This is a genomic window from Pseudoalteromonas xiamenensis (assembly GCF_017638925.1).
In the GTDB taxonomy this organism is placed as follows: domain Bacteria; phylum Pseudomonadota; class Gammaproteobacteria; order Enterobacterales; family Alteromonadaceae; genus Pseudoalteromonas; species Pseudoalteromonas xiamenensis.
This window is the reverse complement of the sequence record NZ_CP072133.1, coordinates 1,845,333-1,870,479: the sequence shown is the minus strand read 5'-3', so window position 1 is coordinate 1,870,479 and position 25,147 is coordinate 1,845,333. Positions and strand designations below refer to the sequence as shown.

26 protein-coding genes and 2 pseudogenes are annotated in these 25,147 nt (G+C 44.8%); 7 read left to right on the top strand and 21 right to left on the bottom strand.

Features of this window, described 5'->3' with window-relative positions:
* Positions 1 to 33: 33 nt before the first annotated feature.
* The 11 genes and pseudogenes from hemB to J5O05_RS09020 form a co-directional block, all read right to left on the bottom strand.
* Positions 34 to 1,044 (bottom strand): porphobilinogen synthase, encoded by a 1,011-nt coding sequence (gene hemB / locus J5O05_RS09065; protein ID WP_208844500.1) that lies wholly within the window; start codon positions 1,042 to 1,044, stop codon positions 34 to 36.
* A complete protein-coding gene (locus J5O05_RS21815; RefSeq protein ID WP_244369524.1) occupies positions 1,044 to 1,556 on the bottom strand; it encodes a GGDEF domain-containing protein in 513 nt (170 codons plus the stop codon). The genes hemB and J5O05_RS21815 overlap by 1 nt, the downstream gene beginning before the upstream one ends.
* Positions 1,537 to 2,895, bottom strand: a complete 1,359-nt coding sequence (locus J5O05_RS09060) for a 7TM-DISM domain-containing protein (protein ID WP_244369522.1) — start codon at positions 2,893 to 2,895, stop codon at positions 1,537 to 1,539. The genes J5O05_RS21815 and J5O05_RS09060 overlap by 20 nt, the downstream gene beginning before the upstream one ends.
* A 1-nt stretch (position 2,896) precedes the next feature.
* Positions 2,897 to 3,676, bottom strand: coding sequence for a TatD family hydrolase (locus J5O05_RS09055; RefSeq protein WP_208841794.1), 780 nt, complete (start codon positions 3,674 to 3,676; stop codon positions 2,897 to 2,899).
* Between the two features lie 54 nt (positions 3,677 to 3,730).
* The gene (gene tatC / locus J5O05_RS09050; protein WP_208841793.1) at positions 3,731 to 4,465 is read right to left on the bottom strand and encodes a twin-arginine translocase subunit TatC; all 735 of its coding nucleotides are present in this window, start codon (positions 4,463 to 4,465) and stop codon (positions 3,731 to 3,733) included.
* Positions 4,466 to 4,482: 17 nt separating this feature from the next.
* On the bottom strand, positions 4,483 to 4,704 hold the full coding sequence (locus tag J5O05_RS09045; RefSeq protein ID WP_244369520.1) for a Sec-independent protein translocase family protein: 222 nt from the start codon (positions 4,702 to 4,704) through the stop codon (positions 4,483 to 4,485).
* A gap of 95 nt (positions 4,705 to 4,799) precedes the next feature.
* On the bottom strand, positions 4,800 to 5,036 hold the full coding sequence (gene tatA, locus J5O05_RS09040) for a Sec-independent protein translocase subunit TatA (RefSeq protein ID WP_208841792.1): 237 nt from the start codon (positions 5,034 to 5,036) through the stop codon (positions 4,800 to 4,802).
* Between the two features lie 76 nt (positions 5,037 to 5,112).
* Positions 5,113 to 6,717: a ubiquinone biosynthesis regulatory protein kinase UbiB gene (gene ubiB / locus J5O05_RS09035; RefSeq protein ID WP_208841791.1), complete on the bottom strand. Its 1,605-nt coding sequence runs from the start codon at positions 6,715 to 6,717 to the stop codon at positions 5,113 to 5,115.
* 3 nt (positions 6,718 to 6,720) lie between these two features.
* On the bottom strand, positions 6,721 to 7,329 hold the full coding sequence (locus tag J5O05_RS09030; RefSeq protein ID WP_208841790.1) for a ubiquinone biosynthesis accessory factor UbiJ: 609 nt from the start codon (positions 7,327 to 7,329) through the stop codon (positions 6,721 to 6,723).
* Between the two features lie 7 nt (positions 7,330 to 7,336).
* Positions 7,337 to 8,092 carry a bifunctional demethylmenaquinone methyltransferase/2-methoxy-6-polyprenyl-1,4-benzoquinol methylase UbiE gene (gene ubiE / locus J5O05_RS09025; protein WP_208841789.1) on the bottom strand — a complete coding sequence of 252 codons (756 nt, stop codon included), beginning with the start codon at positions 8,090 to 8,092 and terminating at the stop codon, positions 7,337 to 7,339.
* 111 nt (positions 8,093 to 8,203) lie between these two features.
* A pseudogene (locus J5O05_RS09020) lies at positions 8,204 to 9,188 on the bottom strand (GGDEF domain-containing protein).
* 365 nt (positions 9,189 to 9,553) lie between these two features.
* Here J5O05_RS09020 and J5O05_RS09015 point away from each other — a divergent pair.
* Positions 9,554 to 11,326 (top strand): DUF885 domain-containing protein, encoded by a 1,773-nt coding sequence (locus J5O05_RS09015; protein ID WP_208841788.1) that lies wholly within the window; start codon positions 9,554 to 9,556, stop codon positions 11,324 to 11,326.
* Positions 11,327 to 11,391: 65 nt separating this feature from the next.
* On the opposite strand, the gene mtnK is transcribed toward J5O05_RS09015, so the two are convergent.
* Positions 11,392 to 12,594, bottom strand: a complete 1,203-nt coding sequence (gene mtnK, locus J5O05_RS09010; protein ID WP_208841787.1) for an S-methyl-5-thioribose kinase — start codon at positions 12,592 to 12,594, stop codon at positions 11,392 to 11,394.
* A gap of 121 nt (positions 12,595 to 12,715) precedes the next feature.
* Between mtnK and mtnA the strand changes: the two genes are divergently transcribed.
* Positions 12,716 to 13,741 (top strand): S-methyl-5-thioribose-1-phosphate isomerase, encoded by a 1,026-nt coding sequence (gene mtnA, locus J5O05_RS09005; protein ID WP_208841786.1) that lies wholly within the window; start codon positions 12,716 to 12,718, stop codon positions 13,739 to 13,741.
* 57 nt (positions 13,742 to 13,798) lie between these two features.
* Here the strand turns inward: mtnA and J5O05_RS09000 are convergent, their stop codons facing one another.
* Genes J5O05_RS09000 through J5O05_RS08990 form a run of 3 tightly spaced genes read right to left on the bottom strand, consistent with a single transcriptional unit; the run spans position 13,799 to position 15,635 of the window.
* Positions 13,799 to 14,341, bottom strand: coding sequence for a 1,2-dihydroxy-3-keto-5-methylthiopentene dioxygenase (locus J5O05_RS09000; RefSeq protein ID WP_208841785.1), 543 nt, complete (start codon positions 14,339 to 14,341; stop codon positions 13,799 to 13,801).
* Entirely contained in the window at positions 14,338 to 15,024 is a 687-nt protein-coding gene (mtnC, locus tag J5O05_RS08995; protein WP_208841784.1) for an acireductone synthase, read from the bottom strand. The genes J5O05_RS09000 and mtnC overlap by 4 nt, the downstream gene beginning before the upstream one ends.
* Positions 15,021 to 15,635, bottom strand: coding sequence for a methylthioribulose 1-phosphate dehydratase (locus J5O05_RS08990; protein WP_208841783.1), 615 nt, complete (start codon positions 15,633 to 15,635; stop codon positions 15,021 to 15,023). Before J5O05_RS08990 ends, mtnC begins: the two co-directional genes overlap by 4 nt.
* Positions 15,636 to 15,792: 157 nt before the next feature.
* Between J5O05_RS08990 and J5O05_RS08985 the strand changes: the two are divergent.
* A pseudogene (locus J5O05_RS08985) lies at positions 15,793 to 16,888 on the top strand (methionine aminotransferase).
* Positions 16,876 to 17,661 (top strand): amidohydrolase, encoded by a 786-nt coding sequence (locus J5O05_RS08980; RefSeq protein WP_208841782.1) that lies wholly within the window; start codon positions 16,876 to 16,878, stop codon positions 17,659 to 17,661. The pseudogene J5O05_RS08985 and the gene J5O05_RS08980 overlap by 13 nt, the downstream one beginning before the upstream one ends.
* Here J5O05_RS08980 and J5O05_RS08975 read toward each other — a convergent pair.
* From J5O05_RS08975 to J5O05_RS08955, 6 genes are all read right to left on the bottom strand, one after another.
* Positions 17,638 to 18,015 (bottom strand): 4'-phosphopantetheinyl transferase family protein, encoded by a 378-nt coding sequence (locus J5O05_RS08975; protein ID WP_208841781.1) that lies wholly within the window; start codon positions 18,013 to 18,015, stop codon positions 17,638 to 17,640. The genes J5O05_RS08980 and J5O05_RS08975 overlap by 24 nt on opposite strands.
* Positions 17,999 to 18,316, bottom strand: coding sequence for a 4'-phosphopantetheinyl transferase family protein (locus J5O05_RS08970; protein ID WP_208841780.1), 318 nt, complete (start codon positions 18,314 to 18,316; stop codon positions 17,999 to 18,001). The genes J5O05_RS08975 and J5O05_RS08970 overlap by 17 nt, the downstream gene beginning before the upstream one ends.
* A gap of 57 nt (positions 18,317 to 18,373) precedes the next feature.
* Positions 18,374 to 19,510 (bottom strand): S41 family peptidase, encoded by a 1,137-nt coding sequence (locus J5O05_RS08965; protein ID WP_244369518.1) that lies wholly within the window; start codon positions 19,508 to 19,510, stop codon positions 18,374 to 18,376.
* Complete coding sequence (locus J5O05_RS21810) at positions 19,482 to 19,958, bottom strand: hypothetical protein (protein WP_244369516.1); 477 nt, start codon at positions 19,956 to 19,958, stop codon at positions 19,482 to 19,484. The genes J5O05_RS08965 and J5O05_RS21810 overlap by 29 nt, the downstream gene beginning before the upstream one ends.
* A 63-nt stretch (positions 19,959 to 20,021) precedes the next feature.
* A complete protein-coding gene (locus J5O05_RS08960; protein WP_208841779.1) occupies positions 20,022 to 20,660 on the bottom strand; it encodes an endonuclease in 639 nt (212 codons plus the stop codon).
* A gap of 71 nt (positions 20,661 to 20,731) precedes the next feature.
* Positions 20,732 to 21,442, bottom strand: coding sequence for a hypothetical protein (locus tag J5O05_RS08955; RefSeq protein WP_208841778.1), 711 nt, complete (start codon positions 21,440 to 21,442; stop codon positions 20,732 to 20,734).
* A 171-nt stretch (positions 21,443 to 21,613) separates the two neighbouring features.
* Between J5O05_RS08955 and J5O05_RS08950 the strand changes: the two genes are divergently transcribed.
* The 3 genes from J5O05_RS08950 (at position 21,614) to J5O05_RS08940 (ending at position 25,111) form a co-directional block, all read left to right on the top strand.
* Positions 21,614 to 21,997: a hypothetical protein gene (locus J5O05_RS08950; protein WP_208841777.1), complete on the top strand. Its 384-nt coding sequence runs from the start codon at positions 21,614 to 21,616 to the stop codon at positions 21,995 to 21,997.
* 432 nt (positions 21,998 to 22,429) lie between these two features.
* A complete protein-coding gene (locus tag J5O05_RS08945; protein WP_208841776.1) occupies positions 22,430 to 23,569 on the top strand; it encodes a DUF3103 family protein in 1,140 nt (379 codons plus the stop codon).
* 570 nt (positions 23,570 to 24,139) lie between these two features.
* Positions 24,140 to 25,111: a GGDEF domain-containing protein gene (locus J5O05_RS08940; protein WP_244369514.1), complete on the top strand. Its 972-nt coding sequence runs from the start codon at positions 24,140 to 24,142 to the stop codon at positions 25,109 to 25,111.
* Positions 25,112 to 25,147: the final 36 nt, after the last annotated feature.

Sequence of the window (25,147 nt, the reverse complement as noted above, 5' to 3'; positions counted from 1 at the left end):
GCCTTTTTTGTGTAGAACAACGATAAAAGCGGTTTATTTCTGCTTTAACCAAATTGCCGCTTGTTTCGCAAAATACGTCAAAATGCCATCCGCGCCGGCACGCTTGAATGCCAACAGTGATTCCATTACGCAGGCTTCTTCGGCAAGCCAACCATTGTCGATAGCAGCTTTATGCATGGCGTATTCACCACTAACCTGATATGCAAAAGTTGGTACACCGAATTCATCTTTAACACGGCGAACAATATCTAAATAGGGCATACCCGGTTTAACCATCACCATGTCCGCACCTTCTTGGAGGTCTAGCGCGACTTCACGAATGGCTTCATCCGAATTGGCGGGGTCCATTTGGTAGGTCTTTTTATCCGCGCCTTTGAGATTGCCTGCTGAGCCGACCGCATCACGGAATGGACCGTAATAGCTAGACGCATACTTTGCCGAGTAAGCCATAATACGCGTGTGGATGTGGCCTTCAGCTTCAAGTGCTTCTCGGATTGCGCCAATTCGACCATCCATCATATCGGATGGTGCAACTACATCGGCTCCAGCTTCCGCGTGAGAAAGCGCTTGCTTAACCAATATTTCAGTGGTGACGTCATTGATGACATAACCTGTCTCGTCGATAATGCCGTCTTGTCCATGTACTGTAAATGGGTCAAGCGCTACGTCTGTGATCACCCCTAACGAAGGACACGCTTGTTTTACAGCACGCACAGCGCGCTGTGCTAACCCGTCCGGGTTGTAAGCTTCTTCCGCTAAAAGCGACTTTTTGTCAGCTGGCGTGACAGGGAAAAGCGCGATAGCCGGAATACCTAGCTCAACGAGTTCCTTTGCCTCTTCAACCAATAAGTCGATTGAAATACGTTCTACGCCAGGCATTGAGGCAACTGCTTCGCGTTGATTTTCACCCTCAAGGATGAACATCGGATAAATTAGGTCATTCACGCTAAGTTGATTTTCACGCATTAAACGACGTGAAAAATCATCACGGCGCATACGGCGCATGCGAGTATATGGGAATAAATCTAGGCCTGATTGAGCCATCATCGCTTCTCCTCTTCGTTGCGATAAAGAACAACCCGATTGCGACCTTGTTGCTTGGCTGAATATAAGGCTTTGTCTGCGAGGTCGGTAAATAGCGTCGGGTTGTGAATATCAGTGGCAATGGCGCTGTAAATCCCTGCACTGATGGTAAAATCGATAGTCAGTTCGCCAATAGTTAATGCGAAGTTTGCTACATTAGATCGAATTTGTTCTGCGAGTTCATTTGCACCTTCCTCCGGCGTATTAGGAAGAAGTAACACGAACTCTTCACCGCCATAGCGAAACACTTCATCAAAAGGTCGCTGAAGTGCACCTTTTAGTAAATCGGCAATGGCGCATATAGCTTGGTCGCCAACCAAGTGACCGAATCGGTCGTTGATTGATTTAAAATGATCAATGTCGAGCATCACAACACTTAAAACCGATTGTTCACGTCGAGATCGACGTACTTCCATCACAAGACGTTTATCAAAATAACGGCGGTTTTTCACTTTAGTGAGCGCATCTTCCATGTTTAATTTTTCGAGTCTCTCGATTTTTTTCTTCAAGTTCTCGTAGCGTGACTTGGAGCTCAAAGGTACGTTCGTCTATGCGAGTCTCGAGTTCTTCACTGGCTTGTTCTTGTAGTTTCAAACGCTCTTTCAACAAAGCGTCTTCTGCTTGGCTTGCTGCAATTCGTTGTTGTTGGGCTTGGATTGTGCTGTCTCGCATTGCCACGTATTGCTGAGTCAACATATAGCTGACAAACATACTAATAAACAGTGCGCAAAGGTACACGATTGGATGGTCAAGCCAAGCGTGGGTCATCACGCCAAGCGCTTGCAAAAATTGGTAGAGCAATGAGAACAGCAGTAACAAACAACTGCCACTGATCGCCACGCGGTAGCGAAAACCCAAGTGGATGCCAACAGCGGTGAGCGCTAGGTAGCCACAGGTCAACACGAGACTGACAATATAGCTGCTCATAACGGCAAGGCCGATAGGCAGTGTGCTTAGCAATAACAAGCAGATAGCACCAATGATTCCCATGATCTCTAAAGCACGTTTTGCAACGTGGATCATGTGTTGCTTGCCTATGGTATGCCATATCAAAGGAGTAAACAGTAGGGTGGATAACAAGACTAAATGCGCTTGCCCGTACTGTTGTAGCCATTGCCATTCAGAGTAGAGGTAGCGATAACTAAAGCCGTAAATATGGATGACCAACATCCAAAACGCGGCAATAAGTGCAGCACCGGTAATAAAATAGGGTTGACGTGAAAAGTAGTACAGCACGCAATTTGTGAAAACCATGGCGAGCATAAATCCAGCCAGCACGCCATACACTAAGTTAAACCGACTTTTGTATTTTAAGTATTCAATTTGATTCCACAAACTGAGTGAAAACGTCAAAGGGCCATCATGGTCTAATTGAATGTAAATATTTTTATCGACATTTGGATCAAGATGCAGCGGGATCAGTTGCGATTCGTGGCGGATAGGCCTTTTGAACAGTGGGATCTTATCGCCCAAGGCGAGGGTCTGCAGCGCGCTGTTTTGTTGCTGAATATAAACGGTGATTTTGTCCAGTAAGTTGTTGTTTACACTTAAAAGCAAATCTTGTGCTGTCATACCGTGATTGGCAATGTTGACCTTCAACCACAAAGGTTTGGAGACGAGTCCAAGGTTAAGTAAGCCGCCCTCGTGCCGTTGCCACGTCGCTTTATCCAGTAGGCGAATATCCGAGACATCATCGAACGTATATTCAAAATCAATGCCCTGCAACTGCGTAAATTGTGTATCTAGGCTAACATCAGCTCGACTAGGTAGAGCACACAAACATAACCAAATCAGCAGCATCCATTTGTTCATGTTACGCAACCCCAAACAATTTAACGAAGTTGTCGTAACATTGCGTTTTGAGGTCATCAAGTGAGATGTTCTTGAGCAAAGCGACCTGTTTTGCGACTTCAATGAGATACGCAGGTTCATTACGTCGACTTTTAGGTTTTGGCGTTAATGTACGAGGTATTAAAAAAGGAGCGTCTGTTTCCAACAATATTCTGTCATCGGGGATCAAGGGAATCTGAGCTTGCAGCGCTTGTCCACGACGTTCATCACATACCCAGCCTGTGATCCCGATGTATAAACCTAAATCCAGATAACGTTCCAAAGCGTCCTGATCGCCCGTAAAACAGTGTAAGACGCCACGTACATTGTGCTCTTTCAGTATGGCCAATAACGTTTCGGATGCGTCGCGGTCATGCAAATAAACAGGAAGGTCGAGCTTCGCCGCTAACGCTAACTGTTCCGACAAGACCTGTTGCTGTACAGGACGAGGGGAAAAATCTCGATTAAAGTCGAGGCCGCACTCGCCAACAGCTAGGCACTGTGGTGCTTTCAGCAAAGACTCAAGGACATCAAGATAGTGCTCTGATACGGATTTAGCATCATGCGGATGCACGCCCGCGGTGCAATGAAGTTGATATTGCTGCGCAAATTCAAGCGCCGCTCTGCTTGAGTCTTCATCGCAGCCCACCAGTAGCATGTCGTGTACATCCGCCTGTTTTGCTCGGGCGATTACGTCCGCAACATCATCAGCAAATTGATGGTTGCTAAGATTGACCGCAATATCGACCCAAGTTACTGGCATGCTATGCTCACTTATTCATCGTTGTCTGCAGGCTGATTGAAGCATGTCTCCAGCCTATTCTTCTTGTTGTGTCGGTTTAGTGTAAAACGCCGCCAAGATTAAACCAAGCTCAAAAAGTAATAACATGGGGACTGCAAGCAAGGTTTGCGACAAGACGTCAGGTGGCGTTAAAAACATCGCGACAACAAACGCACCGACGACGATGTAAGGACGCTTTTCGCGCAGGCTTTGTGTGGTTGTTGCTCCAGACCAACACAACAGCATAATGGCCACCGGGATTTCAAAAGCGAGACCAAACGCAAAAAACATTTTTAACGCGAAATCGAGATAACTGCTGATGTCTGGTGACAGTGTCATCATCTCAGGACCCACGCTTGTGAAAAACCCAAGGATGATCGGTAAAACCATAAAGTAACAAAAGGCTATGCCACCATAAAACAACAACACACTTGCTGCTAAAATGGGCATCAACAGGCGCTTTTCGTGTTGGTACAAGCCCGGCGCGATAAAGCTCCAAAGCTGGTGCAAAATAAAGGGGATAGCCAAAAACAGCGACACGAACAGCGTGAGTTTAAATGGCGCAAAAAATGGCGCGGTGACGTCGGTTGCTATCATCGTAGCATTGCTTGGTAGCTTCGCGACCAACGGATCTGCCACAAAAGCGTAAATATCATTGGCAAAGTACGCCAGCGCTAAAAAGACGACCAAAATACTAAATAGTGCGCGCATGAGGCGATCGCGCAATTCGACAAGGTGGGCAATAAACCCAGATTGAGTTGTTTCAGACATGCTCACAGCTCGATTAGTTATTCTTTCGGGGCGTCGGGGCTTTTTTGGTAGCTGTGTCGAACTGACTCGGCTGCTTTTTGAAGCTCCGCTACCGACTGCTGAATTTCCGGCGCGAGATTTTCCATGCCTTGCTGTTCAGCTTTTTTCAGGTTGCTGTGCAATTCGTGAATGCGTAATTCTTCATTCACTTCAGCGGTTACCGCGTTAGCGTATGTCTTAACAGTGCGGACCCATTTCATTACTGTTCGAATGGCCACAGGCAAACGCTCTGAAATTTCAGCACGACCAAGCCCACAACAAACACAACCACTAACTCCCAAAAACCCATTTCAGCTTAAGCCTTATCTTTTGCTTTTTGCGTTTCAGCCGATGTGGTCGCTTGGTTATCTTTGAGTTGAGCTGTAGGTTCGTCTTTTGTCGGCGTTTCGTCTTCCGAAATGGCCTTTTTGAACCCTTTCACAGCGCTACCTAAATCGTTGCCAATACCGCGTAATTTTTTCGTTCCGAACAACAATACGATGATTGCTAAAACGATAAGTAATTGCCAAATGCTGATTCCGCCGATACCCATAAAAACTCCAATTCGGTAAACGTTCTATTCAGGCGAATTATACGCCGCTTGTGTAAAATATCATCTTGTTTGTGGATTAGTGGCTCGATTTTCGCCACGCAACCCAAAAACTGACCATGCCTGCCAGCCCAAATGACCCTGCAAGTAAATTTGCGCCTTGAAAGTAACTCAATAATGATCCCATGACCCCTGTCATTGCCAGCAAACCAAGCAGAATAGGTTTCACCGGCGTTATGGTGGTCATGTTTGCACTCGCTGGTGGACGTTTTAAGTTTTGATAAACCAGATCAGGCAATTCCGGCATTTTTTCAGCCCAGAATGGCAAATTAGCATATAACTTTTTTATGACAGCTAATGGACCGACTTGCTCTTGCACCCAATTTTCTAGAAATGGCTTCGCCGTTTTCCATAAATCCAATTGAGGATAGAGTTGTCTACCTAATCCTTCCACGTACAACAGCGTCTTTTGCAACAACACGAGTTGCGGTTGCACTTCCATATTGAAACGACGTGCGGTGTTAAACAAATTGACCAGAACGTGTCCAAACGAAATTTCTGCTAATGGCTTGTTGAAAATTGGCTCACAGACTGTGCGAATGGCAAATTCAAATTCTTCAACATTCGTGTCGTGAGGTACCCAGCCAGAATCCACGTGAAGCTGCGCGACTTGGCGATAATCGCGATTAAAAAAGGCGATAAAGTTCTCAGCAAGATAGCGTTTATCTTCACGGTTCAACGTGCCCACAATACCGCAATCAATGCCGATGTATTGGGGATTATGCGGATTCTCGCGTGACACGAAAATGTTTCCTGGGTGCATATCTGCATGGAAAAAGCTGTCTCTAAATACCTGAGTAAAAAAGACTTCTACGCCTCGTTCCGCCAGCAATTTCATGTTCGTGCCTTGCTCAAGCAAAGCATCGGTATCTGAGACTGGAATACCGTAAATTCGTTCCATGACCAACACATTTTTTCGTGAGTAGTCACTGTAGACTTCAGGTATGTAAAGTGCTTCTGATTTAGTGAAATTACGACGTAGTTGCAGGGCGTTTGCTGCTTCACGCATTAGGTCCAATTCATCGAGTAACGTTTTGCGGTATTCTTTGACGACTTCAACGGGTCTCAAGCGTTTGCCTTCACTAAACCAGCTCGCCAAATAGCGCGCAAATTGCTCCATAAGAGCCAAATCTGCTAAGATTTGCGCTTCGATATTCGGGCGGATCACCTTAATGACCACATCCAAGGCCTGTCCATCTTGTTTTAATGTCGCAGTATGAACTTGTGCAATTGAGGCTGAGGCCAGCGGCGTAGTATTAAAGTGGTCAAACAGTTCGCTGACATCGTCAATTCCAAGTGCCTGTTCAATCAACATTTTTGCGGCATCACCTGGAAAAGGTTCGACTTTATCTTGTAAAAACGCAAGTTCTCTGGCGATGTCGTCTGGCAATAAATCGCGACGCGTTGACAACATTTGCCCAAATTTAATCCAAACAGGCCCTAAGGTTTGAAGTGCAAGACGCAGACGCAGACCCAGAGATTTTTCGGTATGACGATTCGTTAGCCAAAATGCACTACCACGAGCACACTTGGCTAAAAAAGGTTTCTTGTTATCCGGAACGAATTCATCCAGCCCATATTGCAAAAACGTTTTCGTGATTTGATATAAGCGCGACGCAGACAAAGGTTACTCCTTGGTCGATAGCAAGGCATTAATGCGTTGTTCTAAGCTATCTACTTGCTGTTTGAGCTGTCGAGTGTGCTCGGTAAATTGAACGAGTTCGAGAGGATGAATCGTTACTTTTAGTTCATCTTGGCACAGTTGGGTCAGGATTTGACGCAGTGATCCCGCGTGTTTTTGACCCTGATTTTTGGTGTTCACCATGAAATCAAAAAGCTGTTGTGCAGGTGCATCACCTAGGTAGTTTGAGAAATGTTCAGCCCAGTCGATGTCCATGTTACTAAACGCTTTACTGAATGCCTGTGCCAGATGGATATCGCCATCTAAATCGAGTTCGTTCTGACGGATTAATTGCGTCAGTAGGCTGGGATCTTGGAGACGGGTTAAGGTGTTGAAATCCGCACTAACCCAGCAGTCTCCTTTATCTTCAATACCCATAAAGACATGAAATTGAGTACCGGTATAAACCAACCCGATTTGCTGTTGCCAGTCGCGGATGTGCACAACCAAGACTCGATGTTTCACCGCATTGAGCTGCTCACCAATGGTCGGCGACAGCTTCAGAATTTGATTGAGGGCGCGTTCGGCAACCGCCCCAAAAAAGGTCGGTAGCATAACGTGATCAGTATTTGAAACCGCGGTGCAGCGCAACAATGCCGCCCGTCATGTTTTGGTAAGTTACTTGTTCAAAACCCGCTTCGTTCATCATGCTCTTTAGCGTTTCTTGATCGGGGTGCATGCGAATAGACTCTGCAAGATAACGATACGATTCACTGTCATTTGCAACCAATTGACCCATCGTGGGCAATATGTTGAAAGAGTAAAAATCATATGCTTTGGATAGTGCTTCGTGCTGTGGTTTTGAAAACTCAAGCACCAATAAGCGACCGCCTGGTTTCAACACGCGGAACATAGAACGCAATGCTTTGTCTTTGTCTGTCACATTGCGAAGGCCAAAGGCGATAGTAATGACGTCAAAAGTATTGTCCGGGAATGGCAGGGCTTCTGCATTCATTTGAACGTATTCGATGTTACTGACCAAGCCGCGGTTACGGAGCTTTTCGCGGCCGACTTTCAGCATTGAATCGTTGATGTCACCAAGTACAACTTTACCTGTGTCACCGACCAGTTCGCTAAACTTAGCAGTCAGATCGCCAGTGCCACCCGCTAAATCCAACACGGAATGACCTTGTCGAACACCCGAGCAAGCAATTGTTTGACGCTTCCACAGACGATGGATCCCCATCGACATCATGTCGTTCATAATGTCATATTTTGCAGCGACGGAGTGGAATACGTTTGCAACTAATCCAGCTTTGTCGTCCGCAGCAACGGTTTGATATCCGAAATGTGTCGTCTCTGTTTGCTTGTCTGTCATGGCAGTATCTTAACTATGTGACCGAGTTTGGTCATAGTGTACTTGATTGTAAGGCGCTGGTGCAATTGATGTTGTGCCTTGGTTTGATGGGTATCAAACCAAGACGAGGTGTTAGTCACTGATATAACAAGATTGTCCGAGTGAAACGGCTTTGTGTGCAGCGTACGATGCTTGTTTAGCAAGCCCATTGAAATCTTGAGTTGCTTGGTGTTTGGCGATACCAAGTGACAACTTTATGGTGGGTAAGTTGATGGCATTTTTAGAGCTAACAAACTTTAGCTTTTCAACCCCATTGCGGACTTTCTCTGCAATAATATTGGCTGTTTCTGGTTCAAGATCGGCAAGTAACACCGTGAACTCATTATTGCCAGTTCGCCCAGGAAGGCCACTGTCTTTCACATACTTATGGATTTGTTTGGCGACTTTGTTCAGAACCACTTCGCCGACAGTTTCCCCGTAATGTTGGGTGAAGTCGTCCAAATTCTCAACGTGAATTGCGATTGCACAAAGTGCTTTTTCTTGGTTTATCCAAAGCTGAGTTTGTTGATTTAAGTAGTGACGTTTATACAACCCAGTATGCGGGTCAATCATATGTTGCTTACGCAGTTCATTGAGTTGACGCAGGGTTTTCTGGTGTAGCGCCTTCGCTTTGCCTAACTCAGTTTTAAACTGACGATGCTCTTCAAGCAGCGAAGCAGTGTGTTGATTGAGTCTCGAACAGAGCGCGTTTAGTCTTCTGGATATTGTGCTCATCTAAACTGTGTACACATTGACTGATTTGTTCTGCAAATTGTGCCACGTTTCGCTCAGAGCGATCAGCTTGATTGGAAAGTGAAGTAATAACCGTGTCCACGCTTTTTAACATGGCGGTTTCTTGTTTGTGCCCTGGATTTAAATGTTCAAAATAAAGGTGCTCTAGATAGACACTGTCAATTTTTTCATTTTTGACCAAAGCGCGGTCAATCACTTGATTGAGCTGCGGAATGCTTTTACCAACATAGGTATAGGCGACATGATAATTCAATGGCGTAGGGGGCAACTGATGCTGTTCTAAAAACAGACATACCCGAGTCATTTTGTCTTGCGCAACGGCCATGGGATCATGGAACATCATTTGAATTACTGCAACCTATTTACAAAATATCAACAAATAAACATTGAAAACGACTTTGTAGCATCCTGCTTTGGATCAGAAAAAGTTTGTACCTTATTTCTTACACCCTCAGTAACTGTGCATTTCCGAGCACAGTGTTCGATACCATAATCGGTATTTTCGGTATTTAAAAGCAAAATAATTCTATTTGAAATAGAAAATTTACATATTCGCGATTATCCGCTGAAAAACTCAGCAATTTTTCGTAATTTGTCGTAAATTTAATCGCTAAACTAACGCCTCTGGTCGAATTTTCTTGCACCGTGGCTTTGCACTTAGCTATGGTGCGTCTATTCCTTTTGAGTGAGATGTTTTCCGTGAAGTATATTCTGAAACCACTGAGCGCGGCGTTTTTCGCCTTATCATTGGGCGCTTGTCAATTAACTGGCTCTGATAATAACCAACAATTTACGCAAATAGCAGAGCAAGTTTTGCAATTTCGCACCCAGATTGATCCTTATCAACGAGATGATAAAAATGCCGAATACCTACTGCCAAATCTCAGTGCAGAGTATCTCGCGTCGGAAAATGCCAAACGTGAAATGTTCATCGCACAACTTGATGCAATCGATCAGAAGCAGTTAAGTGAAGAGAATCAAATCAACCTGACGATTTTGCGAGATCAAATCCAAAATAATATTGATGAGTACCATTTTCATAGTCATTACATGCCGTTGACTTCTGAATATGGCTTCCACTCATCGTTGTCTTTTATGATCAATTCACATGACTTTAGTAAAAAGTCGGGCTACGAGTTATATCTGCAACGATTAGCGCAAATTCCACGTTATTTTGAGCAAAACATAGGCTGGATGCGTGAAGGGATGAAAGTGGGATTAACACAACCTAAAGCGGTGTTAGAAGGTTATGAAGATTCCATCTCGGCATATATCGTTGAAGATGTAACAAAATCAGAATTTTATAAGCCGTTATTGAAAAATAATACGGCACTTTCAGAAGCGGAATTTGCAGCGTTGCAATCCCAAGCTAAAGCGATTTTGGCTAACCAAGTCATTCCCTCGTATCAGCACTATTTAACCTTTTTTACCGAGGAATACCGTCCGGCAGCGCGTAACGCGATTGGTTTGTCTTCGACTCCTAACGGTGAAGCGTATTACGCGAATCGCGCACGCTATTACACCACGACAGCAATGACGCCAAAAGAAATTCATGAGTTGGGTCTGCAAGAAGTCGCGCGTATTCGTGCTGAAATGGAAGCCATCATCGAGAAAGTCGGTTTTAAAGGCTCCTTTGCCGATTTCGTCACGTTCCTCCGCACAGACCCTCAATTTTACGCCAAGACACCGGAAGCGCTATTGAAAGAGGCATCGTTTATTGCGAAGAAAATTGATGCTCAGCTACCAAAGTTATTCCACACATTGCCCCGACGACCATACGGTGTTGCGCCTGTGCCTGCGAGTATCGCGCCTAAATACACGACAGGTCGTTACGCCGGTGCGAGTAAAGACACCGAGGCTGGTTACTATTGGGTTAACACGTATGCGTTGGACAAACGTCCACTCTACGTATTAGAGGCGTTGACGTTACACGAAGCCGTGCCTGGTCATCATTTACAAATCTCGCTGAATGAAGAGTTAGACTATCTTCCTGAGTATCGCCGCAATTCTTATATTTCGGCATTTGGCGAAGGTTGGGGACTCTACTCGGAATATTTAGGAACGGAAGTTGGATTCTATCAAGACCCTTACAGCCAGTTCGGTCGATTAACGTATGAAATGTGGCGTGCAGCACGTTTAGTTGTGGATACAGGAATGCACATGTATGGATGGAGTCGTGAGCGAGCGATGAATTTCATGAAAGACAACACCGCGTTGTCACTGCATAACATTAAAACGGAAACGGACCGTTATATTTCGTGGCCAGCCCAAGCGCTGTCGTACAAAATTGGAGAGTTGACCATCAAACGTTTGCGCAGAGAAGCAGAAGAAGCCTTGGGCGAGTCGTTTGATATTCGTGAATTCCATCATCAGATATTACGCCATGGTTCCGTGCCTTTGTTTGTGCTTGAGCAGCAAGTGCGTGCATACATTCAAAAAGCGAAGGCTGCATCGAAAGCTTAGTCGTGGTGAATGACAAAATAGAAAGGCAGCGTTCGCTGCCTTTTTCATATTATCTTATCGTTGACCTACTGAATTAAACTCAGCAACAATTGAGAGAAGTCATCTTTATTTTTTACGCTTGAGGCGTTCAGGATCAGTTGCTGGCCGACAAAAAGCGCTTGTACTTGTGCGGCAAGACGTTTGTTGTCGTCTTCAATGCCATCAATATCAGAAACATGAGCAAGTCCGATGGTACGACGAACCAGCTCGGTACCACAATATCCAACCGCGTCTTGTAAAACGTCGACCAAAAAACTCTCCACGTAGCCTTCGGTTTGTAAAGCGAGATCGCGTGTCTTTGTGTGCGCCAAATGCTTAAACTGTTGTTCAAAATCAGACAACGTTGTTTGGATTGTGGACAGCAAGTAAGTGTGTACATCGCGTCGTTTTGGTAAGGCGCTGATCCGGCCATTTTGAGCCACAAAATTAAGCAGCAAATTTCCAATAAACGATCCTAAGTCGAAGCCAATAGGACCGAAAAAACCAAATTCAGGATCGATCAGTTTCGTCGTATTGACATCGACAAAAATGCTACCACTGTGCACGTCACCATGTAATAACGCCTGAGGTGAGGAGAAAAACGTTGCTTTGAGTTTTGCAACGGCAAGCTTGAGTGCAAGATTTGCCTGCAGCTTAGTTACTTCTGGAGCAAGTGCTTTCGGGTAGTTATTGCGTTCGCTTGGGCGATAGGGATCATCAAAGAACAAGTCCTCTGTAATTGAGCACAATTCAGGATTGGTAAACTCCATCACCAGCGCTTTTTTTTCAGCGGGTGTTAAATAAAAATCTGAATAATAAAATGCTGTTGTTGCTAAGTAGGTAGCAACATCGCGACCAAGATTTGGAAAGGTTTTTCCATGATTAAGTTCACCGCGCAAAATGGCCAAGTGGCCTAAATCTTCAAGAATCGTCACGGCTAACGTGTCGTTTTGATGCAGAACTTTAACGGTGTGTGCTTCACACACTGCGCCGTGTTTTAACAACACGTTCGCTTCAATGCGCGCTCTATCAAGGGTGAGTGGCCAGCTTTCGCCAACGCGGCGAGCGTAAGGAAGTGCTTGCTTCAAAATAATGCTGTTGTTTGAGTCGTCAGCAATACGAAATACAAGATTTAAATTTCCGTCCCCAAACTCATAGCAGTTTAAAACCGCATCATCAGCGAAGAACCCACCTAATTGTTGAACATATTCAAGCGCTTTGGCGCTATCGAAGGCGATGTATTCGTTCATGATTGCCACCTCAAGAAGTAAACTGAATATAGCATTCTATATTTTTAAACGTTTGGATGTCTACACATCTTGCTATCTTTAGGTAAAATGGCAATAAGCAAAACAGTATTGAGGAATTGTTATGAAAACATTGGTTGCACGAAGCCTTAAATACCAAGAGGGCGTAGTGAGTGTTTTGGACCAGTATTTACTGCCACATCAAACGACTTGGCACATCTGTCAATCGGTTGAAGAGATGGCCGAGCTTATCCTCACGTTAAAAGTGCGCGGTGCGCCATTAATCGGTTTAGCTGCTGCTTTGTTGGTCGCCCATTTGGCTGAGCAAGGTGCTGACAAAGAGGCGTTGGCTAAAGCCATTGATGAGTTAGAAGCGACGCGACCTACAGCCGTTAATTTAATGCATTGCATGGCGAAATTGCGTATTGCCCTACAACAACCCAACTGGGTTGAAGCGGTTGTGTCGACTGCAGAATCGCTATTTGAAGAAGACATTGCTCTTTGCGAACGTATGGCAAACTTTGGTGCAGAGCTTGTCTCAGCGGGAGATAACCTTCTTACTCATTGCAACACTGGTGCATTGGCAACCGCTGGAATTGGCACAGCGTTAGGTGTGATTCATCAAGCGCATGCAGCCGGGAAAAACATTCATGTATGGGTTGATGAAACCCGACCATTGCTGCAAGGAGGCCGGCTAACCGCGTATGAACTTTCTTGCTGGGATATTCCCTACACCCTGATCTGCGACAACATGGCTGCCAGTCTGATGGCCGCAGGTAAAGTCGATAAAATCTTTGTTGGGGCAGACCGTATTGCGGCAAATGGAGACTTTGCCAACAAAGTGGGCACCTACAATCTGGCGGTACTTGCAAAGCATCACAACATTCCGTTTTACGTTGTTGCCCCAGTAACCACACTCGATACAGCTTGTCCAAATGGTCAGGCAATTCCAATTGAAGAACGTAATCCGTTAGAAGTAACAGGAGTGAGTGGCAGTTTTGGTCAATGCCAATGGGCACCAAGCAATGCCAACGTGTTTAATCCGGCCTTTGATGTCACACCGGCTGATTTGGTGACAGGCTGGGTGTTGGATTCGGGCGTCTATGACCAAGAGGCTGTATCAAGTGGAGCACTGCTGGCATTAAATTAAGGGGATGTATTCGGCAGTACAGATCTGGCGAATGCATCCCAAAACCTGGCTGGTGGTTTAGTCGAGCAACGGAAACTCGTTGGCAAGGGGGGATCCCGTTGCCTTCGCAACCCATCCTTCAGGGTTGTTAAATAAACGAATCGCAGTAAATTCAGGATCTGGTCCCATGTCAAACCAGTGTGGTGTCAGCGCAGGTACGGCGATTAAATCACCTTGTTGACATAAAACTTGGATCACTTCGTCTGCAATGTGCAAACAAAATAGTCCTTGGCCTTTTACAAAAAAGCGGACTTCATCTTCTCCATGGGTATGTTCAAACAAGAACTTTTGACGCAGTTGCGCCGCATCTGGATTGCCTTTCGCGAGTGAGATCACGTCGACAGTTTGGTATCCACCATCGGCTTGAAGACGTGCAATGTCATTGCGATAAGCCGCAATAACATCAGTTTGCTCCATCGCGGGTGTAATAGCTGTTGTGGCCTGCCACTGTTCAAAACGTACCCCTTTCGTTGCAAGCGTGGTCGCGATGACGTGTGCGTCGTTGCTGCTCAATGTGCTCTTTGATGGGTCGATTGCGTTGAAGATAGTCAGTTTGTTCATGCCAATAACTCGCTATTAAATTGTTCAAAATGCTCTATTTTCGGGTGTGACGGGCTGGTGGCTTGGTTATCGCGCCACAGTTGCAGGGTTCTCATGCCCGCTTCTTTGGCTGCGTCCAACTCGTCAACGACGTCGCTTAAAAAGAGAATCTCAGCGGCTTCAACTGGCAGTGCATTGAGGATATTGCGGTAAGACTGCGGGTCTTTTTTGCCGCCGACATTTGTGTCGAAGTAGTCTTTAAACAGTGGGCGAATGTCGCCAAAATCTGAATGGGCAAAAAGCAAATGCTGTGCTTTTACGGATCCAGATGAATAGACGTATAGCGCAAGGCCTGCTTGATGTTGTGCGTTTAAAAACGCCATCGCATCAGGGTAAAGATGACCTTTAAAGTCGCCTTGTTCGTAACCAGTTTGCCAAATTAGCCCCTGCAATTGCTTTAACGGCGTGATTTTCTTGTCTTCTTTAATCCATGTTAAAAGCGCTTGGATCACGTCATCAATGGATGCTTGGGGTGAACCAATTTCTTCACGAACGGCATTGATTTGCTCTGCCACGAAGGCATCGTCTTGATGTGCTTCAACAAAGGAGGGTAAACGAGCTGCTGCATAAGGAAATAGGATGTCTTTTACGAAGGTAATTCGCGTAATCGTACCTTCGATGTCCGTTAAAATTGCTTTAATCATTTAATGCCCTCTAGTTTTAATCGTTCGAGTTCGCAGGCAAACAAAAATTCGAGTCCTTCAATGTGTCGGCGCGTTTCAAATACGTTATCACCCATTGCGTACATGCCGTGTCCACGGATCAATACGCCATGCACAATCGGTGTTGTTTCATGGTGCTTAGCAACAAGTTCGGCCAAACGAGGAATATCTTGGTCATTATCAAAAATGGCGATATTCAGAGGTTCAAGATGAGTTGTTACGCCAGAAAGGGATTTTTGCATTTCATAGCCCGTAACGGAAAAGGCATCACCTTGAAAAAATCGCGAAAGTACCGTCGCGGCAACAGAATGCGTGTGTAAAATACATTGGGTGCTTGGTCTCAACGCATAAAGTTTCAAATGCAATGCCGTTTCAGCCGAGGGTTTTCCCTCACCTGCGACAATGTTTCCATTGTCGTCTAGTTCCAAAAAATGGTGAGTGTCGAGCTTGCCTTTATCATGGCCACTGGCGGTGACCACGAAACCGCTTTGTGTACGCATCGAAAAGTTTCCGCCCGTTGCCGGTACCCAGCCTTTATCGGCGACCCAACGGCCCGCGTCAATCAGTTCCGCTTTTGCAGCATCGTTGTGCATCTTGTGTTACCTTTGCGTTAGGCCATCTATTAGTTTTAGACGGCTATACATCCAATTGATGCAATGATAGCATTCGACGCGACGAAGTACCATATTGAAAGAGAGTCCAGCCGTGAACAGTAAACTACCTCATGTCGGCACCAGTATTTTTAGCACCATGACAGGTTTGGCTAACCAGTATAAGGCCATCAACCTATCACAGGGTTTTCCTGAATTTGATGCGCCTCTTAGATTGAAGACTCAACTGGCGCACTACAGTTCAGAAGGTTTTAATCAGTATTCCCCCTCGTCTGGATTACCGGTGTTGCAAATGCAAATTGCTGCGCTTATTGAGCGAAAGTATGGCCGAACTATTGCGGCGAGCGACTGCGTGACGCTGACGTCGGGTGCAACAGAAGCCTTATTTGTTGCAATCACGGCGCTGGTTCGTGAAGGTGACGAAGTCATCGTCTTTGACCCCGCTTATGACTCTTACGAGCCTGCCATTGAATTGGCTGGTGGTAAAGCTATACATATCGCGTTGTCTGCACCGGATTATGCGATTGACTGGGCGGTTGTAGAGCGAGCCATTACGGAAAAAACACGGGCGATTATTGTCAACACACCACACAATCCTACAGCACGTATTTTGTCAGAAACTGATTTTGCCGCTCTTAAACGCTTGGTGCTTTCTCATGAATTGTATTTGATTAGTGATGAAGTCTATGAACACATTACTTTCGACGGGCAAACACATCTGAGTGTGCTGCGTGACGCTGAGTTGCTTGAACGCGCGTTTGTGGTATCTAGTTTTGGCAAGACCTTCCACTGCACCGGCTGGAAAATGGGTTATTGTGTTGCACCAAGCACACTGAGCCAAGAGTTTCGAAAAATCCACCAGTTTGTGACGTTTTCAAGTTTTACGCCTGCACAGTTGGCTTTGGCCGACATGCTTGAGCATGAGCCGGAGCACGTCGATTCCTTGAGTCTCGTTTTACGAGCATAAACGCGACGTATTGATCAATGCGTTACAGAATAGTCGTTTTAAGCTATTGCCAAGTCACGGCACGTATTTCCTTTTACTCGATTACAGTGCGATTTCTGAACTGGATGATATGGCATTTTGCGAATATTTAGTCAGAGAAATCGGTGTCGCTGCCATACCACTGAGTGTATTTTATCAAACCCCCACATCCGACAAGGTGATCCGTTTATGCTTTGCTAAGGAAGATGACACCTTAATTCGAGCAGCGGAGAAACTATGTCAACTTTAAGTGTCGCATTGGTTCAACATGATATTGTGTGGTTAAACCCAGTTGCAAACCATCAGCGTATTGAGTCTCAACTGGCGGCATTGCCCCGTGTGGATCTCATTTTGTTATCCGAAACCTTTGCAACGGGTTTTGCCATCAATTTGGCGTGCGGCGAGGTGCCGAATGGCCCATCTATGGCTTTTCTAATGTCATTAGCACGTAAACATGATGCCGTCGTTGCTGGATCGGTGCTTGTCGATGTTGATGGTAAGAAAGCCAATCGCTTTTATTGGTGTTGGCCGAATGGTAACGTGGCTTACTACGACAAACGTCATCTTTTTTGCTTAGGCAAAGAAGGGGATTTTGTTGTGCCTGGCACCACTCGACCGATATTTGAAATCAATGGGTTTCGGATTTTACCTCAGGTTTGCTATGACCTGCGTTTCCCCGTGTTCCAGCGCAATCGCAACGATTATGATGTGATGGTGAATGTGGCAAATTGGCCTGCAGCCCGACGCCGTATTTGGGATACGCTATTACAAGCTCGAGCGATTGAAAATCAATGTTTTGTGCTTGGTGTTAATCGTGTTGGCGCGGATGGCAATGGTATTGCGCATAGTGGCGGAACTGCGGCATATGATTTTGTTGGTGAAGCGCTCGTCTGCGCGCAAGACGAGGTAAGCGATGTGATAATCGTAACACTCGACAAAGCATCCCTAAGCGCTTTTAGAGACGCTTTCCCAGCGCACCTTGATGCGGATGAGTTTGAGTTAAACGCAACACTCGGTCAGTAACCAATTCTCAAAATGTTGGTAGTGAACGGTGACTTGGGTTCCTTTTTGGACTAAGTCACTGAGTGACTTGGTGATTTCAAATCTCAGTTGAGTATTGTTAAACTCGATGAGTGCTGCAGCCTCAAAGCCAAAAAACGCGTTAACTGATGGGTAAAGGGCTTTAAATATGCTCTCTTTGGCAGAGAAAACTAAGGTGAGCGGATGTGAACATACGTGCCCAAGCAATTTGAATTGCGTTTGCTCCTGTTCACATAGTAAATGTTTTTGCAAATCATGCTCACGCTTATCACTCATAAAATGCTCAATGTCCAGCCCAATCCCTTTGTATGCAGAAGCATCAATGACCACGGCCATGGCGATGCCCTTTACTGTGCGTAATAGCGCCGAGCACGTTTTTAGGCCAAATAGGCGCGCGATCTTGGCCTGCAAGAACTTGAAAGTCGTTCACTCCGACCATCGAGAGTGCGTGTTGTGCGCAGATCCGTCCTGCTAAAAACTCCGCTCTACGCTTAGGCACGGCTTTGTCTAATTTCGGTGGAAAGCTGGTTCCATGCGTTTCGAAGTCCTGCTGTTCGAACGAATCCATGTCAAAACGTAGAGCAAAAGAGGCGTTAGACAGAGTGCTTTGTACAGACGGAAGTTGACTAAAATACATTAAGATCTCAAAACAAAAAGCGGAAAGTCGAGGATTGCCTCGACTTTACTTTCATTACTATTTAACGGGCAAATAAATCGCGTTGCTTTGTAAAATACTGGCTGGCGCAGGAATGGGTAAACCATCACTGACAAGCGGTGGCGCTTGTCTTGGTGATTTCGGTACAACAGTTGGGCACTGTCCAGTCGAAATATGTGATAGAGCAGTACTCAATAACGCCTCGTCGTTTGAACCTAAAAGGTGTTCAAAGTCGTCTGCAACTACACAGCCTTTCACATCGGTAGCCACAGAAGGGGATTGCGAAGGCGAAAAGCCATCTGCATAGTCGCCAAATCCTTTTTCATTGCTGCTTTTGAATTGGATGGTATAAAACACGTTGCCGCAGTTCGGTGTTGGGAAGAAACCATAAGGTTTTCCACACGTTGTCTCGCCGATAAGCACCACATTTACATCAATACCACGCAAGCCATTAATTAAGGATTCGCTCGCAGAACACGTGTCACCCGTTGCCAAAATATAGACCGTGTCTAAATCCAAATTAGGCAGTGTATTTGCCGTAAATTCATAAGTGCTGTAATTGATTTCTCGGTTATAAAACGGGGAAATGCGTTGATTGTCATTTTTGTAGAGATTGCCTTTCCCGTTATCAATGGCTTGGTTGAAGATGCGATTAGATGTGCGACCAGGACCTGCAACCATATAACCGAGTTGCGAAGATAGGGCGAGCGCCCCACCGCCGTTGTAGCGCATATCCAGTACCAAGGCATCGATTTGGGCACTTGAAAACGTGTTAATAGCTTCAATCAGCTTGGGTTGAGCAATGCTAATAAATTGATTGAATTGGACATAACCTACATTTTTACCATTAAATGGGATCACCTTGGCATTCTGTACGGGGGTTTGCTGTACTTCTTGAGCCAGCAAAGTCACGTCGCGCTCCTCTCCAAGCATTGTCTTCACACGGAACGTATGAGTTTCATTAAGCTTTGGTGCTAAGCCCGCATTCAACGCTGCAACGCCTTCGTCGGTGTTATCATTAATATCAAAACCATCCACTGCAAGGATCGTATCACCTCGGATCAAGCCGGCATTTTCGCCAACCGAATCCGTTTGAGTGTAGGCTACGCGGACTTCGCGCGGAGGAATCGCGTTAATGATTGCCCAGTTAACACCATAACCAGATGCGAGTTCCACTTTGGGCTTCTTTCGCGTAGGCGTCATACGGCTGAGAAAAATGGAATTGATCTTTTAATTTGCCTGATTCGGTGGTGGCAAAGGTTTTTAATTGATTGAAGTAATCAAGTACGGAACTGTAGGTTCTAGGATCGTTATCGCGTAATTCATCAGCCCAAAGGTATGTTTCATGGCTATAAGAACGGATCCAGAGTTTTTCTTGTAGTGCTGTACCTTGTTTGTCCGGATAAGGCGTATTCTCGTTATAGGGATCGTTCCCTACACGCGGCACTTCGCACATGTTCTGAAGTACGCTGCTGTCAGCAAAACTGCCCTGTATCCAACTGGTGGTGTTGCCAGCGTTTGGCGGCGTTGTAACTGGGGTTGTCGTTGTCGAAGTACCTCCACCGCCACACCCGAATAAGGATAGCCCTAGGCTAAATCCAAGCAAGCATCTCGCAAAACGCATTAATTTCTCTCCCTGAATTGAGTTGCTGACCAAAATATCATTCTAGTACCTTTTCGGCAAACGCTATTGGTGCGTGTTACTTAACCATACTTGGTAAAGTTTTCGTTGTTTATCTGAAATCTGCAAGCCATATTTTTTTTCCATATAAAAATATGCTTCGGCGATTTTCTTGCGAGCGCGCATCGGAGGTTCCACTAATTTGTTTTTAAAATCAATTTTCATGTCACACAGCCCATATCGACCCTTTTCTTGAGGTAGCATCGCAAATTTATAGTTACTCCTATCGCCGTTCACTTCGCCGACAGCAGGCACGAGATTGTGAATGTCGGCTTCCATGAGACGAAATTGCTCGCTGACTTTTATGCAATTTTTTCGACCACCGTCTTGCCAACACTGCAATTGATGGCCAAATTCCCACGCAGAGACGATATGTTCCCATTCAATGCGGTGAACACGCGGGTTGGGATGACCATTCTTCAATGTTGGATTTCGTGCTTTATAGCCACAGGATTCGAGATCGGGTTCCAACTTTTTACCTTTTTTCTTGATATCGCAACCACAATAAAACGTTTGTGCGTCTTTGGGTAAATGAGTGCGTAAATAGGTTTTTGCCTCTGAAAAGTTATCAATATCGGCAACGTTGGTTGGTTTTGCGAAAGACGCAAAAGAAAGACTTAGAAACAGCAGTAAAATGTAGCGCATAGAGTTAAATTTCAAATTGTTATATGCGCTACTATTTTAATTATTATTGATTACGGTGCAATGAATGCGGTTTATTTTTGCGTGCGTCGACGTCGCCAAGGGGGTGACTGAAATAGCAATATGATGCCGCTTAAGCAAAACAGCACGCTCGTTGCGGAGAAGGTGATAAGCAATGGGTTATTAAAGTCTTCACGTTCGTTGTAATCCATAATGTGAAGCATCCAGAAAAAGTCGAATATACGCCATAAACGGCTTCGCACGGTCACGACTTGTCCTGATTGAGCGTCTAGGTACAGCGTGGTTGAAAGTGTGTCGGCCATTTCAACACGCCAAACCTGTTCGCGGTAACCCACTTCTCTTGGCCCTTTTTCTACCTTCTCGATGTGTTTAATACTTTTCGTTTTATCCATTAAATGCGCTTTTGCTTGCATGATAATGTCTGTTTGGGTCGGTGCGGCAAAGGGTTGCGCGGTTATTCCGTTAAAGTAGCGCGTATCGTTATCTTCGATGATTTTAATGACTGGCGTGGTTAAGAAGTGTGTCAACTCAACGTTGTGCAAGGCACCAAAGGAGTCCCATGGTAGAAGAGGCCAACCTGAATAATCCTTAAAAACAAATGGGTTATCTATCTGACGTTGCGCTAGATGTTTACCATGGACTTTTTCAAGCGGGATCGCACTCATAATTAGGCCGCCCAATAGCCAAAAGAAGAGTTGAATTGCTAGCAAGTAGCCGAGTGTTTTGTGAATTTTCCGAGCCGTTTTCAACCAAGCTGATGGCATAACCAGATATTCTTTTTATTGTTTGCAGGCACAGTAACATAGCTTGTTTCATTCCCAAAATTGGTTTGTTAAACAAATTTTAGGCAAAATGGCTTTTCGCGTAGCAAGTCATGCAGTACTTCGATAAACTGAGCGGTGTAATAGATTATTTTGTAAAGAGGGTTGTTTCGCTTGAAACCAGAAATTCAGTTTTTAAATGTCGATCTTGAGCTTGAATCTAAACAAGATATCAGTGTATTGGTTGCCGATTTAAGTAAGCAAGCTGTTGTATTGCATTACGATAAAGACGAATTTCGTCAGCTAGCTCGTATCGAAGCTGGGGAAGAAGTTAGCAGCCCAGATAAAGCCATAAATCACTTGTGTGAGTTAATCGAGTCGTGCTCACGAGAAGGCTTGAAACAATGGTTATCCTGCTCAAAACGTACTTTTGATCTTGGTTTCAGTTCTGGCGTCTCGCCAAAATGTTACTCGCAAGCGCTTCACGTTGATACGTTGCTGCGTATTTCCGCAATTGGCGCGGGTATCGAAATCACGCTTTACCCTGTTGAAGGATGATACAGGGTATAGCCGCACTCTCCATTCAATCGATTTTCCTTTTATTAACCCTTTAGAATTTTTGCTCTAGCCATTATTGAGTTATTAGTGAAGATTGGTTTTACAACGTGGATTACGGTGTAAACCCTCCAGCTTAACGCTTCCTTCTTGAGACATAAATCGGATAAGCCAGCGGCTCTATTTGCGTTCAATGTCAGGTTTTCAGCTATTTCCATTTAACAAAGCGTTGAAGCATTGGTGTCTTCGTGGTTCGTGGAAAATCATTTATTTTTAATGACTAAGCATAATACAAACGGGTTGTTTTTCGTTTTTGAACTAGGTCGAATATCGATCCGATTGCAAAAAAATTATATTTAACAGGTAAAATTGTTGATCATTTGTTAAATAAAGTTTAATGTTTGTTTCGCACACGAGGATAGCAAGGAACAAACAATGAACGCATTATCGACCATCTTATTCGCAGGCCTAGCGGCGACCACAGCGGCAAACGTCAATGCTGAACCTGTTGAACAAACGTTAACAGTTGAACAACAGAGCATGTCTGTTTTTTCGCAAAAGCAAATCATGGCGAAGCAACTAGCTAAGCAATTACCGCAGAGCGCAGCGCACTGGCAAAGTGCCTTTTCAAGTTACCAGTTAAATGTATCGGTAGATGAATTACGCGCGCCAAGTACCTTAAAACAACAACTTCGCTCGTTTAATTCGCAAACCCGAGCTATGCAGGGTCTTAACGAAGACGGCCAACAGTTATATCGACTACGTTTGGTGAATGGCGAGATGCTTGCGCAGTGGCAGCAAGGTGAAACCCCATTGATTGCGTACGCACCTCAAGGCGATGAAAAACAATGGCAATACATTGAAGCATTTGATTCAAAAGGTAATGTGCATCTTCTTGATGTTTACGCACAACCTAACGTGCCTGTTTTAGTGCTAGAGGTGAATGCAAAGCAGAGCCTACGTGAAGGTTTAGCCGTTATGCAAGCTGAGTTTGATAGAGCGCGCGGTGTGACGTTTGCAGCAAAAGACCAAAGTATTTCAGGGACTGATGCACCAATTTCAACAAGTGTGATCAACCGAATTCGCTTAAATGATGACCAAGAGCCGTGGATTTTAGGTGACGCGGAGATTTATGCTGTCGTGAATGGTGTAAATCCAAGCCGTGATGAGCCGGTCTTAGATGTGGTTGATATGCCATACCTAGATACGGATGGTCGTGATTATGCGCCAAACCAAATTCTGATTTATTGGGATCGTTACCGCTGGCAGGCTGCGGATGTGCTGCTGATGGAACATGATGACAATACAAACTACAAAACGCTGGCAACGACGTTACTCGATATTGTTGCAGCAGCAATGCGTGCCATCCCTGATCCAACCGTGCAAGGGTATGCGCTTATCCCACAATTAACGAACCAGCTAATAAAAGCGATGCCAGATCATTGGTTCAGCAATGATGATGACTACGTTGATGTATTTTATACCTTATTCGAAGGCCGTCAGTATGTTGGTCAGATGGGTGCAAGTGGTAACGCGAGAATGTCTTTATCTCCCTTGACCATCAATCCACGTTAACGAATTAAGGATTGACATGTTGGTATTGGCTTAAAGGACTAAGCCAGTTTTTTTCCAAGGATCGAAGAAACGATATCAGCATAATATAGAGCTAAAGAGAGCTACAGAGTCTTAGCGCGGTAGACCGTGTTCGCAAGGAAGGTCGTGAGTTCTACTGCTTGAGCGTGTAAAGCAAATGCCACCGGTATTCGGTGGCATTTTTTTTTGTTTACGGCCTTTCATGTTGCAAGGGGTATCAATAGGTTTATTTCTGTATAGCTTGCTTGCGCATTTGTCCTTTTTGTTACCCTAAGTGAGCTTTATTGATGTTAAAGAAATAAAAGGCTGATGGCGATTTGGCTTAAATTCACAAATTTGTTCAGTAAAAATACATTTAATACTGCGTTTTCAATTGATTATTATAAATTAGTGCTTTAGTATTATTTTTGCTGGAAAAGCAAGATTCACATTATTACAAAAACAATTTGGTCATTCTGAAAAAAGGAACGGCCCTTTGATGGATCTTTACTGATGGAATTCGAGGCCTCGTTAGCACATTCTGCGCAATGCTTAAAAAAAGCAGTACCTTTAATGGTGAAGTATGCGATTCCCGTCACACCAATGAATTACGCGATATGGTATTGCTATGTTTCAGGCTCCCAGCCTGCGTTGAACCAAGAACTTGATGCCACCATTGCTCATTTAGCGACATGCCCTCCTCATGTAGCTAGACGACTTTTTGATAGGTACTTGTCTGAGCGAGATTTAGCCCTTTTCCATGAACTTTCTGGCTCTTTTCATGGCGCTATTTCCACTGTGCAAGGTGATATTGCTAAAACCCTTGAGACTGCACAAGATTATTCTGCCGTATTGGCTGAGTGTTACGCGGGTCTTTACAACATTAAACGTAATAATGTGGAATCGTTTGATGGGGTACTGAACTACGTTGAACGCTTAACCGCAGAATCCATTACTATGCAACAAGAAGCGTTTTCGTTTCAGAAAAAACTCGAATTTGCATATCAAGAAATTACCGAATTGCGAGAAGCATTACTCGATTCTCAGATCCAAGCAAGTATTGATAAACTCACTGGTTTGTACAATCGCGGCAAATTTGATGAGGATGTCGTGCATTTTTGTCAGTCTTTCACGGATCTGAAACAAGCGGCGTTGATATTTATCGATGTCGACCATTTCAAATCGTTAAATGATACTTTTGGGCATCAAACAGGCGATGAAACGCTGAAAAAAATAGCGGCCAAAATCTCTCGTCAGACAGAAGGTAAAGGTGCTGCTTATCGTTATGGTGGTGAGGAGTTTTGTATCCTAGCCTGCTTTAGCAGTGTTGGTGAAGCTGTGAATTTTGTCCAATTGCTACGTCAAGACATCAGCAAATTATCCGTGAAGAACAAAGAGCAGAACAAAGCGGTGCATCCGATCACCGCCAGCTTTGGCATGGCGTTTGTGAAAGTGGATATGGATAAAAGTGAGTTGATTGCAAAAGCAGATAAAGCACTCTATCTTGCTAAAACACATGGCCGGGATCGGGTCGAGATCGCTTAGATTGCGCTTTAAAAGCCGGATAAAAAAGAAGGGCAC